The organism is Thermosulfurimonas dismutans (assembly GCF_001652585.1).
Taxonomy (GTDB): domain Bacteria; phylum Desulfobacterota; class Thermodesulfobacteria; order Thermodesulfobacteriales; family Thermodesulfobacteriaceae; genus Thermosulfurimonas; species Thermosulfurimonas dismutans.
This window is the reverse complement of the sequence record NZ_LWLG01000021.1, coordinates 1-13579: the sequence shown is the minus strand read 5'-3', so window position 1 is coordinate 13579 and position 13579 is coordinate 1. Positions and strand designations below refer to the sequence as shown.

The window sequence follows — 13579 nt, the reverse complement described above, 5'->3', positions numbered from 1 at the left end:
GAACTTGATCTTTCAGACGGGGATAGATCAGGGGGCCTCTGGAACCAAGAGAGTTACCCTCCTGGTTTTTCCTTGGCTCTCCTATTATCGCTTCGTTTCTTCTTCATCCTCACGCGGCCGGAAGATATATCTTATCTCTTCTCATCGAGTGCTGCTCAGGAATCTTCCCGAGGAAATAACCTATCCCGAAGAGGCCCGTAGCTACCTTGAGGAGGAAATACTTTCTCTTTTAAAAGGCAGAGAGATTCTCTGGAAGTTATGGTGGGAAAAAGGTCGGGCTAGGGTTTTGGTGGCTGAACCCGAAGGAAAACTCGAAAAAGGGGCCTTCTGGGACGCCGAGCCGGTAGCCCTGGCCAGGGCCTTTCTTGCCACCGGTTTAAAGAATGGAGAAATAGTTGATTTCGGTCGCAGGAAAGTGACCCTGGTGAGGGTTCGGGAGGGAAGGCTTTCCGGTTTTCGGTGTTTTCTTAACGGTCACCTGGAGCTTGATTTCGAGGATTCTTCCGGACCTTTCGTGCTTTCCGGAGGAGGAAGCCTCTCTCCGGAGGTGGAAAAATTTTTTGCCGGAAGGGAAACCAAGAGGGTTCCCGCGGTCTCCCCGGAGAAGGTGAGTGCTTTCGGGGCCGCCCTCTGGGGGGTTCTGGGTTGCGATCTTCCGGCTTTCCACTCCTATTTTCTGGAGGTTGATCCCGAAAAGGTCCGTAGAATTTCCAGGGCCATGCTTGCAGGGCTCGTCCTTTCTTTCCTTCTCTGGGGAGGTCTGAGACTCTGGGTTCCCAGGATGCACCGGGAGTTAAAGGCCCAGGAAAGGGTCCTTTTCCGTAAGTACTATCCCGGAACTCCGGTGGTGGCCCCTCTTAAACAGCTCAGGGCCATGATCGAAGAGGCCAAAAGGCCGGACTTCCAGAGCCTTTTAAAGGAGGCTCTGGAGGGTCTTCCGAAAGAAAGCAAAATTATGGCCCTGACCTTCGAGGAGGGAAAGCTTAAGATCAAGACGGAGATTCCGGAGGAAAAGGCCGGAGAGCTTCCGGGAAGACTCACCGAGGTCAAAAAGATTCCCGGGGGCACCGAAATCGTAACCCTGGAATTCGACGGTGAAAAGTCTTAACCTGAAGGGCCATCCCTTAGTCTCTCTGGTGCTTTTAATGTTGATAGGGGTTATTGCCCTCGGGTTTCTGATATGGGAAGTCAAAAAAGCTGAAAGCGTTCTCCTTACGGAATGGAGCCGACTTCGATACTTGGCGTATCTTATCAAAACTGAGGCTCCTCCTAGAAAAGCTCCTATTTCGGCCGAAGCCCTCAAGGAAAAACTTATCTCTCGGGGGTTTAAGCCGGAGACTATACGGGATGTTTCTTTGGGAGTGGAAATAGAGATGGAGCTTTCCTGGAAGGAGATGGCGCGTCTTCTTTCTTGGCTGAGTTCCCAGGACCTCCGGGTGAAGGCCTTCCATGCCGAAGATCCCTCCGGAGAAGGAAATTTTAGGATCAGGATGGTGATAAGGTGAAAAAATCGGGCTTTACTATCATCGAAGTCCTCGTGGCTTTAGTCATTTTGGTGGTGGCTTATACCGCGCTTCTCCACCTCCATACGCTGGCTTTCCACTCCTTTATCCGTTCCGAAAAACTATTTTCGGCGGTCTCAAAACTTGAGCTTTTTCTAGCCGGAGAACCGGTGGAGGGTGTAAAGGTGGAAAGGCATACTTTTAAGGTTAAAGAGCTGGTGATACAGGAGGAAATTTATCGGCTTTCGGAAGGAAATGAGACGGCCTTTTTTCGGCTTTATGAAAGAAAATAATAGGGGGTTTACTCTCCTTGAAATCCTCGTAGTTCTTCTTCTCCTTTCTCTGATCTTCGGCACGGTGGTCACGGTTTTCCGTACCGCGGGGCGGGGAGCCCTTACCCTCCGTAAAGATGCCGAGCGCCTTTACCAGCGCGTCTTTCTTACCTACCGCCTGCGCCACCAGATCGAGGGACTTCTGCGTTCTTTTCGTCTCGAAAAAAGGGAAGACGGTCTTTATTTGGGGTTCATTACTTCCTCGGGGGAGACCTATCGAGGAGTGGTTCAGGTCAGGTATCGCTATAGCGGAAAAGAGTTGTTTTACTGCGAGAAACCCTATCCTTACGGCGATTTTCTTTCCTGCAATGGGACCGGAGAGGTTTCTCTGGGAGCCTTTGAGGACTTCAGGGTCAAGGTCTTTTCCGGGGGCAGGTGGTGGCCGGAAGACGAAGGGTTTCAAGGGGTGCCTGAAAAGGTCGAAGTAGATTTAGAAGACACTAGGATAATTGTTCCTGTGAGGGTGGGCTGGGTTCTGAAATGATTATTCTCGTGGTTCTGGGATTTTTTCTGATTTTATCCGGGGTAATTTCCGACGAGTTTCTCTCGGTTCGCCGGACCGAGGTCATGGTTCGCAGGTTCTACCTCAAACAACAGGTCTACCACGAGGCCGTTTCGGCTCTAAAACTCCTTTCTTCTTATTTCAGAGAAGACAATGCCTCTTACGACACCCTAAGCGACCTTTGGGCCTATCCCTTCGAGCTCCCCATTTCCGAAGGGGAAATCAGGATCCGGGTGGAAGACGAGGAACGATACCTCAACCTCAACCTGGTACGCACCGAGGCGGGATTCAAGGTGGTAAGAAGGCTCTTCGAGGAGCTTCATATTACTTCCATTTCCCCGGAACTTCTCCGGGTATGGGTCGGAGGGCCGGGGTTCTGGGATCGGGCTTACCCTCCGAAGAAAGCCCCGCTTGATAGTCTCGAGGAACTCCTCTTTTTGGGGCTTTCCCGGCAAGACTTCTACGGCAAGGCCGAGGGCTTTATCTTTTACCCGGGGCTTTCCTCCCTCACCACGGTGTGGAGCAACGGCCGGGTGAACCTCAACACCGCTCCCCCTGAAGTCATCATGGCCTTAAGCCCCCGCGTTAATAGAACTCTGGCCAAAAGGCTGGTAGAATATCGCCGGACGCACGCCCTCAAAAAGGTGGAGGATGTGGTGCTGGTCGAGGGTTTTGACTTCGAGATCCTGCATGACCTGCGCCCTTGGGCTACGGTAAAGAGTGAAAATTTTCGGGTGACCATCGAGGTCCGGGTGGGAGAGGTGGAGGGAGAACTCAACGCCATCCTTCGGCGGACGGGGTCCGACCTCAAGGTGGTTTACTGGAGGTTTTCCTGATGCTCCTTATGGCCAGAGTGCTGGTCCTTTTGCTCCTCGTTTCTTCTGCGGTCGCCCTTCTTTCCCTGGGATACTTTCAATTGAAACTCACCGAGACACCCCGTCTTCCCGAAAAGAGCTTCTCTTCCTGGGCTCACGAGACTTCCTCCCGGGCTTCCTTTGACTTCGAAAGAATTCTTTCCGGTTTTTATCTTCCACCGGAGGAAACCTCCTCCGTGTCCCCAGAGGCTTTCAGTATTGAGGCTCCGGAGCTTCAGGCCATTTTCTTCGGCAAAGGGGTAAGGTTTGCTCTCTTGAAGACGGAAAAGGAAAGTCGCTGGGCGAGGGAGGGAGAAAGGGTAAAGGGCTGGCGAGTAGCGAGGATCGCTCCCGATTTTGTAATCCTTGTTTTTAAGGATCGCAAGGTCGTGCGGAAACTTTTTGAATCCGAGGAGCGACTCTTTCAGGGCGGCTCCATAAAGGAGAGCCCTTCGACCTCTTCGGAAAGGCCTTTCGTGATTTCGCGAGAGGAGATTGAAAGGCTTACCGCGGACATAGGTTCTCTCTTTTCCAAAATTCGCCTACGCCCCTATTTCCGTCTAGGGCGGATGGAGGGCGTACTGGTAGAGTATGTAGCTCCAGGTTCCATTTTTTCTCAAGCCGGGCTTCGGGTCGGAGACGTCATTCTTTCCATAAACGGTATTCCCGTGCGGAGGAATGAGGATGCTTTCCGGATCCTTGAGACCATCAAAACGGCCCCGTCCCTATCGGTAAAAATTCGGAGGGGGGATAGAATTTTAACTTTAAAGGCGGAGGTGAAATGAAGGGGGCATTACTAGTATTGATCCTGGTCTTTTTCTGTGGGGTATCCGCTTTCGGAGCTGAATCCGGGGTCTATCTCAACTTTGATCAGGTGGACGTAAAGACCCTGGTTCAGTTTCTGGCAAAGGAGCTCGGTAAAAATGTGATTTATGACGAGACCCTGAAAGGGAAAATTACGGTCATTTCTAAAAAGCCAGTGGATGAGGAGACCGCCTGGCGCATCATCTCGGAAGCCCTCTCTCTGATAGGGGCCACGGTTTATGAAGAAGAGGGGTATGTGAAGATCCTTTCGAATCGCCGCCTCCGAGAAGAGACCCCGCGAATGAGCGAAAAACCGCCTGCCCGTGCCGAACCCTATATTTTGATCTATGCCCTCTCTCGCCTCAATCCCATAAAAGTATCTCAGGTGATAAAACCCCTTCTCTCTCCCCGGGGTCTGGTGCTACAACTTTCCGGAACGTCGGTGCTGATTCTGAGGGACTATGCCGTAAACCTCGCACGGGTTCGTAATCTATTGGACAGTCTTGAGAAACAGCCCGGACTTCCCGAGGTCAGGGTCTTTAGGCTCCGTTACGCCCCGGTAGAGGGGGTTTACCGGAACATTTCACCTCTGGTGCAGACTTTAGTTTCCGAGAAGGGTCTTACCTTCAGGATGGTAAAGGACGACCGCACCAACTCCCTTATCGTCTACGGCAATCGGGAAATTTTCGAGGAAATCGAGGCCTTTCTTAAGGAAGTGGATGTCCCAGTGGAAAGCCAGGAGAGGCGCTTCTATGTGCTCCGCCTCAAGTATTCCTCGGCTGAGGAGCTGGCCAAGGTTCTGCGTTCACTTAACCTGGAGCGAATGAGACTCGACCAAAAGGACAATAAAAAGCCTCCTCTTCCTGGAACCGGCCTTCGCATAGCCGCGGATAAGTCCTCGAACGCCCTGATAATTTATGCCACACCTGCGGAATTCGAGAAGGTTAAGAATCTTGTGGAGCGGCTTGATGTCCGCCGCAAACAGGTGTTGCTTGCCACCACGGTAGTGGAGATCTCGCTTTCGAAGCTCCGGGATCTCGGGGTTAAGTGGCAGATCCTGGGAAGCCACGGCGGGGCGGCCTTCGGCGGCATTTCGGAAAGCGACCTTTACTCCGCCGTGGCCCAGGGAAAGTTCATCGTAGGAGCCCTCAGCACCAGCGGGCGCACCGTCTCCGTGGGGGGAACGGATTTTTTCTTCCCTGAGTTGCTTTTTCTCTTCACCCTCTCGGAGGAGGATTCCTCCTTCCGCATCCTCTCCAACCCACGCATCCTCACCCTCGACAACCGCAAGGCCGTGATCAACGTGGGCCAGTCCGTGCCCTACACCACCGGCATCACCTATCAGACCAACACGCTTCCCACGGTTTCCTTCGAATATAAAGATGTGGGGCTCAATCTCACCATCACGCCCCACATTGTTGGGGACACCGTACGGCTTGAGATTCATCAGACCATTCAGGAGGTCACCCAAGTTTACCGGGCACAGCAGGGCACCATAGACTTCGTGGCCCCGGTAACCTCGAAGCGCGAAATCTCCTCCGAAGTGATCGTGGACAACGGCCAGACCGTGATTCTAGGTGGCTTAGTTTCCCGGAAGAGCACACGCGGTCTTTCCCGCGTGCCCGGTTTCTCTTCCGTGCCTCTTTTCGGACATTTCTTCAAGCGCCAAAGCCACAACGAGGAACGTACCACACTATTTGTCTTTATTACCCCCTATATCATCTCGAATCCCGAGGAGTTAAAACGCATCACCGAGGAGCATCGTCTACTTTCTGAAGACCTAAAGGCTCTTATGGATTACAATCACCGATTATTAAAGAAGGGGCCATCCTCTTGAGATTTTTAAAGGCGACCATAACCGGTATTATATTCTTGATTTTGATTTTAACGGCTACTTATGCTCTTCTTCCTCGGGGGTACCTTTTCGTCCGATTTTTTGAAAAGCTGGGGTTTTTGATCTATCCGGAAAGAATAAAGGAAGGATTATTCGAGACCCGGCTTTTCTGCGTTCACTTTTCGGTTAAAGGCTACCACTTCGAATTTCCGGAGGTTAGGCTCGGCTGGTATGAACTTGAGGTCCCTTGCGGCCGGAAGGGCTACTTGCGAGTTTCCTATCTTCCTTTAAAGGATCTACGGATCGTTTTTAAAGAATTTGAAGGCCGCTGCGCCGGCCGCGAGGATTTCGAAAAAATCTCCGGAACTCTCATCTATCGCCACTCGGAAGGTCTCTTTGGCAAACTCCGTGTTTCGGGTTTCCGCTCTCCCACCGGTCCCACTACCGTTCTTCTCAACTTTTCCGGTCGAACTCTAATCTACAATTTTCCCCGGTTAAATATTAAGCGCAAAATCGAATTTTTAACGAGGTTTCAGGCTCTATGATTTTGTTATAATTATGTTTTATGTATTGACTTATATATTATTTTTGATTAAAACGATAAAAAATCCGTCTTATACGGAAAAAGAAAAAAATAGGGGGGGAGGAATGAGGAAGATCAAGGTCCTGATCCTATGTATAGGGTTGCTTGCTTTTATAACTCCAGGGATATCATTTTCCTTATGTGTTCCGGATGGCGACGTTGCCCCGCTGGGTAATCGTGACGGGAGGATAAATATTGGTGACGCTCTGGTAGTCCTTCGATTTGCTCTTGCCCTGGAAACTCCCACTATAGAAGATAAATGTCACGCTGACGTGGCTCCTCTCAGCCCGGATGGTACGCCGCAACCTGATGGCCAAATTACTATTGGTGATGCTTTAGTAGTGTTGCGGAAGGCCTTGGCGCTTATTGATTGGCAGGTTAGTCCTCCGCCTGAAGGAAGAGCTTCGATTCGAGTCACTCCAGAAGGTCTTTCTGGAATTTATCTGGTGGAGGTGTTGGTAGATCTCAACGGGGATGGAGATTATATGAACGATGGGGTGGTATACTGGGGGTCCGCAAACGGTTCGGAATCCATTTCGTTTGCCATTTTAGTAAACGAGAACAGCACGACCCGCGCTTTGGTAAGGGTAGAAAGCAAAGGGTTTGCTCCCTGGGAGAAGGTGATTGATTTTAAAAATGGTATCTCGGTCAATCTTTCTCCGAAGCTCAAGCCGGTCTCTAAGATTCGTGTCACGTCCTCTCAGATCCAGCTTACCAGGGCTGCGGGAGGAAGGGTGTTTTTCGGGCTTACGAAGGACGGCAAAGCTTTTGCGGGAGCTGGCACAAGGGCTACTCAGGATATGAGTAACGTGGCTTTTCAGGTAGCTCTGGGAGCGAATATTCCATTAAACGGGACCATTATTGCTGAGCTCGGTTACTTCAATGGTAATCAGACAGAAGCTTTTCCGGGTGATTTTGTGGGGCAGGGGTATCCGTCGGGAAGGTCCGGTTCTGAAGAACAGCGTCTTCAATCGGTAGCTTTTGCATATATTTCATTGGAAGACGAAAGTGGTAACATTCTTAATCTTCCCTCGGTAAACGCTACCCGTCAGGCGGGAACCTGTAACGGATATGAATACGTTCTTCAGGTACCCCCGGATCAAATCGGTGTGCTCCGGGATGATCAGCCTGGGCTTTCAGGATATCAGGTTCCGGTATGGGCGTATATAGATGGACGTTGGCGTTATCTCGGAGAGGGTGATCTTTATTATGCCAATGGTACCGCGGTAGAGGATAATGCTGTCCTTGATCCGGTGCATTCTTATCATGTGAAATTCTGTTCTTCTAGTTTTTATTCCTGGTGCAATCTGGACTATGTAATTTTTGCTCAGCCGCGCACAGTTTGCATTTGGATGAAAGATCCCGGGGGTAAGCCAGTTAGCGGAGTAGAAATTGAGGTTCAGGGACGTAATGAACGCGAGGGTTATTCTGATCGGGGCTATACCGATCTCAATGGTATAGCCAGGGTAGTGGTGTTGACACCTCTGGAGGCCAATACTCCGAATTACGTGAATGCCAATTATGCCTTTTTTTATGGCTACTGGGGATCTTCTGGTTTTGGGAGGTCTGCCATATCTGCTAATGTTACTGTTTCCGGTACTACGGGATGTGATTTTGAACTGCGGGTAACTTATCCACGCCAAATTCTAGATGCCCGTATAAGGGTAGAAGTTCAAGACGAAAACGGAAATCCTATGGAGGGAGAACTGGTAGAGATTATGGGATACGGTTCTGACGGTTCCTACTTCTGGAATACTGGTTTCACCAATGCTACGGGAGAAGTGGTGCTCGAGGCCAGAAGTAACGTCCTTTATGACGTCATGACCTCTCTGGGGAGCACTTTATCTCAGGCAGTCAGAGTGGACGGGACAAAGAATTATCAGGAGGATTATGATAACGGTTCTGAGGCCGGGGTAATGCTAACCTATGTAAATAATCCTCCTATGGTGTCGGTGTGGCCTTCTGCTTACAGTGTTCGCGAAGGGAACACGGTGAGCTTCTGGGTCTCGGCCTGGGATCCAGAGGGTGAGTCTTTGAGCCTTGCAGAGGCTGTGATCAACGGTTCCCCTGTTAACGGGACGGTGAACCAGTGTGGTCCTGGGTACTGTGAATGGCTGTTCCAGGGGGTGGCTTCGGGAACCAACCTTACTTTCAGGGCTACGGTGAGGGACGCCGCGGGGAAGAGCGCAAGTGCTGAAACTACAGTAATGGTTTTTGTAGATAATCGTCCTCCTCAGATTTATTCCGTGTTGGGTCCCACTTTGGTAACCGCCGGTTCTTCTGCAAGTTATACGGCCTATGTCTGGGATCCGGACGGCGATCTACTTTCATATCGCTGGTATCTCAAGAACGATCCCGATGGGACTTATCAGGCGATAGGGCAAGGAACCACTATGACTCACACCTTCCAGACTGCTGGAATTTACTACATGAAACTTGAAGTGGATGACGGGCAGGGACACGTGATTTCTCGTGAATGGACGGTGACGGCAAGTTCTCAAGGAATAACTGACAGAATCATCATTCGCACTGGCCTTGAAGGCCTTTATGTCACCCGTCACGATCCGAAGACCCTGGCCCCAGTGGAGGTCCGCCAGACCGACGCAAGCGGGGTGGTCACCTTCGCGGGCGTAACCTCCCCGGTGCCCATCTCCGTGGCTTTGACCCCGGATCTGGTGGTCTCGCCGGATATGCTTTTTGCACGCGCGGCTGAAAGAGTTGCGTATCTCACTAACGCTGGGCTCTGTAAATCTACCTGCGAGGAAGCCCTGAATGGGACTCTCCCCGTGGCCTGCATCCAGGCCATAATCGAACAATTTTATCCTGGCTCCAATTGCACTGCAGCTTCTGGAGATATTAATCAGGATGGCTACCTGGACAAGACCGAGCTTTACAACCTCAAACTGGCTTGCGCCGATGCGAACGGTGACGGAAAACTCCAGCTCAAGGAATCGAGAAAGAATGTGAAGGTGGATGTCCAGATGGTTCTTACCGTGCCGCCCGGAGATTACGACCTCACCACTGTGGAGTTCTTCAGTCACGGTTATGCTGATGCGACGCCGGATACGGGGATCTATTGCGGGTGGTGGGCAACTGGTTTTACGCCTTCGACTTCGCTGAAGACCGTAACCTGGCAGGTTAAGAATGTATCTTCAGGAATGACGGGTTTGCAGGTAGTTAGCGGGGAGACAATAGATTATTGGTGGAATAATGGTACAAATACGATGGCTAATGGAATACTCGATCTTTATGAATGGGATCTCCAAAACGACGGAAACTATACATTACTCTTCTACGATAATAACTATAATTATCTCTGGCTATTGGATCAGTCGAGCGATAATGTGACTGTGGATTATAATTCCTTTCAGCCTCCCAAGCAGGTTAGCTTAATCAACTCTACAAGCGGTAGTTGGGTGATGTTTTGGACAGTTTATAAAGGCGTAAATTGGCATCTTCCAACTTATGATATTGGGAACGGTACTCTGTTTACAGTGGACATACCCTTTGGAACTCCCATTAAAGTAACTTTGTTCTCGGGGGAAAACTTTTCGAGCAATCCAGTTTTGGAGGAACGGAATTACTACGCCGATCTGTCCTTCAATGCCATGCCGAGCACGCTTGACTTTAATCGACAGATGCTCAATGTAGATCTCACCTCCTCCGGCTGGGGCAGCTTCTCATTCTCGGGACCCGGGCTCTCCGAGGTGAATGAGATGAATTATGTTTGGGAGAGAGAAATTAGGATCTTTGATCCCGTGACCCGTAGCGTTACGGAATATGATGTGGACATTGATGTGTCCGGTTATGGTGTGCCTTCTTCTGGAAGCTGGAGTCCTGATTGGTCGCAAATACTGCCGCAGCCGGTTTATTCTTATGTCTCTCAGGTGAATCAGATGTACAATCAGTATCAGAACACTTCGGGTACTTCTGGGCACTCTTATGAAACCCTGATGCTCAACGCTTATCCCGATGTGACCGATCTTCAGGACTGGGTGCAGTCCGCTCTTCAGGGGACCCTTTGGACGCTTGATAAGAAGGGTATAAGTTATAGCAGGGATTTGTGGTGGGACAATACTCGATCGCGGCGTTCGTCTCTCTCTAGAAGACAGATTCTCAAACCCTGGCAGCGTGAAGGCTGGTTCAAACCGCTGAGATAAAACTTGAATGTTTGGAGAAAGTCCAAGAGGAGGGGGAGAAATCCCCCTCCTCAATTTGATGATGTCTCCCAAATTTCTTGAAAAAATTGTCTTGCTTGGATTTTAAGAATAAAGCTTCACAAGGCAAAATGCGTGGTTATCTGAAAATTTTTTTCGTGTTCTTTTTAATTTGTCTGCTATCCGCCTGCGGAGGAGGCGGAGGGGGTGGGGATCCTTCCTGGGTAAGGGTTGAGATAAGATCTTTTAGTTTTAGCTCCAGTTTCTCTGGAACCCTTGTCAGGTTTTCCGGTTCGAGGGCCTCGACCTCGGACAACCTTACCATTCACTGGGAGGTCTCCACGGATCCACCGGGCTTTTCTTATCACATGCAGATTTACCTTGTCCCTTTTTATGCTTCGCTTAACGGCACCGAGTTTCCTTCCGACTCTGTCCTCCTTTCCGAAGTAACCACTTCGCAGGGAAATTACACTCTTGAGATCACCCCTGATGATACAGCTTACCAACAATTAAAGGAAGCCCTTGGCGGGGCCTACTACCTGGTCCTAAGGGCCTCTCCCTCCGGAGTCGGAGAAGGAGATCTGGCCACTTCCCTTGACAACGACACCTTCACTGGCACCTCTCCTTATCTAAAACTTAAATCCCGCTGGACAGTCATGGTCTACATGGGTGGAGATAATAGTCTGGGAACCTATGTGGATAGCGATCTTTCCGAGATGGCCTCCGTAGGCTCCAGTCCGGAAGTGAACGTGGTGGCTCAGGCCGACACTTATTACGGACCGGCCAAACGCTATTTTGTGGAATCCGGCGAAGCAGTGGAGCTTGAAGATCTCGGAGAAGTAGATATGAGCCGGGTGGACACCTTGGTAAACTTTGCCCGCTGGGTTTTTGAACATTTTCCCGCTGATCATTATCTCCTCGTTCTCTGGAATCACGGAGGGGGCTTCAAAGCTCGCGGTTATTCCGTTACCCGGAATCTCCTCTGGGACGACAATCCCGACTACGATTCCTCTATGAGCCTTCCCCGGCTTGCGGATGCCCTTTCGCAAATCAGGGATTTCCTCGGTCGTCCTATAGATCTCGTGGGAATGGACGCCTGCCTCATGGCCATGGCCGAGGTGGCTTACGAGATCCGAGGGTTGGCCAGCTACATGGTAGGTTCAGAGAACTTCGAGTGGGTGGTGGGCTGGCCCTACGATCATATCCTCCAGGCGCTATCTGAAAACGCCACCATGGGATCTTCGGAGCTTGCGCGCGTAATCGTGGGTCGTTTTATTAATTATTATTTAAATTATTCCTCCAGTAGCTTGGCCACTCAATCCGCTATAGATCTTTCACTAATGGATATCATAGCCAACGCCACCGACGTTCTGGCCCGTGAGCTTTTAAGCGTTTTTTCCTCAAACGCTACCCTGTTTGACCATTTTCGTAACCAGATCCTCGCGCAGGTCCAGTACTTCGACGATAACAACGATACTTTTATAGATCGCACTATTGATAACTATGTGGACCTTTATCACCTGGCTCAGCTCCTGGCGAACGATCCGGGCTTTCCCTCTTCTGTAAGAGACGCGGCTTCTCAACTTATGTCCATTCTGGACTCTGCGATAATTGCCAATGCAAACACCGGAGACGGGGTGAAGGATGCCCATGGTCTTAGCATCTGGCTCCCTCATGCCCCGGACTATACTTCCTATATTTCACTTTATCGGGCTCTTGCCTGGAGCAACGCCACCGCCTGGGATGATCTCCTGGATACGATCTCCCCGAATCTCTAATCCAACTTTGACACCCACCGTGGTAGAATCCGCTTGTATCAACGGTTTCAGGACATACAGAATTGGACCCCGAAATTTGGACAGCGTGGTAAGGTGAAAAAATTAGACAAAGGAGGGGTCCAATGTCCAGGAAAAAGCCTAAGAGGTATTCTCCGGAATTCAAGGCCGTGGTGGAACGCGATTTTTTAGCCGGAATCTACAGGAAGAGTTGAGACAGGAGGAGAAGAAAAGAGCAATTTCGAAAGCAGAAGGAGCCTTACTATGGGAGCCGACGGATGGCGGAGGCTTTGAGGCAAGAAGGGTACAGGGTGAACCGCAAGAGGGTGCAGCGCTTGATGCGGCTTATGGGGCTCAAGGTATTTCATCCCAGGCCCAAAAGGACCAGCCAAAAAGCAAAGGATCACCGGATTTACCCTTACTTGCTGAGGGATCGGAAAGTAGAGAGGCCCAATGAGGTATGGTGTTCGGACATCACGTACATTCCCGTAAGAGGAGGCTATTTCTATCTGGTGGTAGTGCTAGACTGGTACAGTCGGAAGGTACTTTCGTGGGGGCTATCGAACACGATGGAGGCTGGATTTTGTCGGAAGGTGCTGGAGGAGGCGTTGGAGGGGTATGGGAAGCCGGAGATATTCAACACGGATCAAGGGAGTCAATACACGAGTGGAGAGTTTCTGGAAGTTTTAGAGGAGGCAGGGGTCGCCATTTCCATGGACGGTCGAGGGCGAAGGCAAGACAACCGGATAGTGGAGCGTTTTTGGAGGTCGCTGAAATACGAGTGCGTATATCTGCTGGAATTTGAGGGCGGGAAAGAAGCTCGGGAGGCGATAGGGCGCTGGATCGAGAGGTACAATCGGGAGAGGCCGCATTTTGGGTTAGGTGGGAGGACTCCAGATGAGGTCTATTTTGGAGGAAATTTGCCAGAGGTTTAGGAGAGACTAGCGGCATGAGGCATCACCTCAATTTGTGGGGGGACTGTCCACCCTTCTGTGTAAATCCCATTATAGCCTATCCTCAAATAAAATTGAGAGCTGGGCGTAAATTGAAGGCCAATCCTTAATAGGGCGGCGCCATTTCCTCTCAAGCTCCATGGCCGCCATGTATAGACACTTAAGCAGAGACTCCTCTGTCGGAAAAACCCTCCTGCCCGCTGTTGCCTTCCGAAATTTGCTGTTTACGCTCTCTATGATGTTCGTGGTATACATTACCCGCCTTATTTCAACCGGATACCTC

Annotated in this window: 11 protein-coding genes and 1 pseudogene; 11 read left to right on the top strand and 1 reads right to left on the bottom strand. The window is 50.6% G+C overall.

What is annotated here, in order from left to right:
* The first annotated feature begins 4 nt into the window (after nucleotides 1–4).
* The 11 genes and pseudogenes from TDIS_RS09980 to TDIS_RS09930 form a co-directional block, all read left to right on the top strand.
* The gene (locus tag TDIS_RS09980; RefSeq protein WP_068671747.1) at nucleotides 5–1108 is read left to right on the top strand and encodes a hypothetical protein; all 1104 of its coding nucleotides are present in this window, start codon (nucleotides 5–7) and stop codon (nucleotides 1106–1108) included.
* Nucleotides 1095–1505: a hypothetical protein gene (locus tag TDIS_RS09975; RefSeq protein WP_068671746.1), complete on the top strand. Its 411-nt coding sequence runs from the start codon at nucleotides 1095–1097 to the stop codon at nucleotides 1503–1505. Before TDIS_RS09980 ends, TDIS_RS09975 begins: the two co-directional genes overlap by 14 nt.
* Nucleotides 1502–1795 carry a prepilin-type N-terminal cleavage/methylation domain-containing protein gene (locus tag TDIS_RS09970; protein ID WP_068671745.1) on the top strand — a complete coding sequence of 98 codons (294 nt, stop codon included), beginning with the start codon at nucleotides 1502–1504 and terminating at the stop codon, nucleotides 1793–1795. Before TDIS_RS09975 ends, TDIS_RS09970 begins: the two co-directional genes overlap by 4 nt.
* Nucleotides 1758–2318: a prepilin-type N-terminal cleavage/methylation domain-containing protein gene (locus tag TDIS_RS09965; protein WP_084271071.1), complete on the top strand. Its 561-nt coding sequence runs from the start codon at nucleotides 1758–1760 to the stop codon at nucleotides 2316–2318. Before TDIS_RS09970 ends, TDIS_RS09965 begins: the two co-directional genes overlap by 38 nt.
* A complete protein-coding gene (locus TDIS_RS09960; RefSeq protein ID WP_068671743.1) occupies nucleotides 2315–3172 on the top strand; it encodes a type II secretion system minor pseudopilin in 858 nt (285 codons plus the stop codon). Before TDIS_RS09965 ends, TDIS_RS09960 begins: the two co-directional genes overlap by 4 nt.
* Nucleotides 3172–3975: a PDZ domain-containing protein gene (locus tag TDIS_RS09955; protein WP_068671742.1), complete on the top strand. Its 804-nt coding sequence runs from the start codon at nucleotides 3172–3174 to the stop codon at nucleotides 3973–3975. Before TDIS_RS09960 ends, TDIS_RS09955 begins: the two co-directional genes overlap by 1 nt.
* The gene (gene gspD, locus TDIS_RS09950) at nucleotides 3972–5831 is read left to right on the top strand and encodes a type II secretion system secretin GspD (RefSeq protein ID WP_068671741.1); all 1860 of its coding nucleotides are present in this window, start codon (nucleotides 3972–3974) and stop codon (nucleotides 5829–5831) included. The genes TDIS_RS09955 and gspD overlap by 4 nt, the downstream gene beginning before the upstream one ends.
* Entirely contained in the window at nucleotides 5828–6373 is a 546-nt protein-coding gene (locus tag TDIS_RS09945; RefSeq protein WP_068671740.1) for a hypothetical protein, read from the top strand. The genes gspD and TDIS_RS09945 overlap by 4 nt, the downstream gene beginning before the upstream one ends.
* 103 nt (nucleotides 6374–6476) lie before the next feature.
* On the top strand, nucleotides 6477–10571 hold the full coding sequence (locus TDIS_RS09940; protein ID WP_068671739.1) for a dockerin type I repeat-containing protein: 4095 nt from the start codon (nucleotides 6477–6479) through the stop codon (nucleotides 10569–10571).
* 128 nt (nucleotides 10572–10699) lie between these two features.
* On the top strand, nucleotides 10700–12346 hold the full coding sequence (locus TDIS_RS09935) for a clostripain-related cysteine peptidase (protein WP_068671738.1): 1647 nt from the start codon (nucleotides 10700–10702) through the stop codon (nucleotides 12344–12346).
* A gap of 245 nt (nucleotides 12347–12591) precedes the next feature.
* Nucleotides 12592–13251: pseudogene (locus TDIS_RS09930) on the top strand (IS3 family transposase); the annotation flags it as partial.
* A 96-nt stretch (nucleotides 13252–13347) separates the two neighbouring features.
* Here TDIS_RS09930 and TDIS_RS09925 read toward each other — a convergent pair.
* Nucleotides 13348–13579: transposase (locus tag TDIS_RS09925; protein WP_161939517.1), on the bottom strand; the 232-nt coding region annotated here is incomplete at its 5' end.

What these genes read in the sequence shown, in the direction of transcription:
- TDIS_RS09965 (WP_084271071.1), top strand. Translation starts at nt 1,758, where the DNA reads ATGAGACGGCCTTTTTTCGGCTTTATGAAAGAAAATAATAGGGGGTTT.
- TDIS_RS09940 (WP_068671739.1), top strand. Translation starts at nt 6,477, where the DNA reads ATGAGGAAGATCAAGGTCCTGATCCTATGTATAGGGTTGCTTGCTTTT.
- TDIS_RS09935 (WP_068671738.1), top strand. Translation starts at nt 10,700, where the DNA reads ATGCGTGGTTATCTGAAAATTTTTTTCGTGTTCTTTTTAATTTGTCTG.
- TDIS_RS09955 (WP_068671742.1), top strand. Translation starts at nt 3,172, where the DNA reads ATGCTCCTTATGGCCAGAGTGCTGGTCCTTTTGCTCCTCGTTTCTTCT.
- gspD (WP_068671741.1), top strand. Translation starts at nt 3,972, where the DNA reads ATGAAGGGGGCATTACTAGTATTGATCCTGGTCTTTTTCTGTGGGGTA.
- TDIS_RS09960 (WP_068671743.1), top strand. Translation starts at nt 2,315, where the DNA reads ATGATTATTCTCGTGGTTCTGGGATTTTTTCTGATTTTATCCGGGGTA.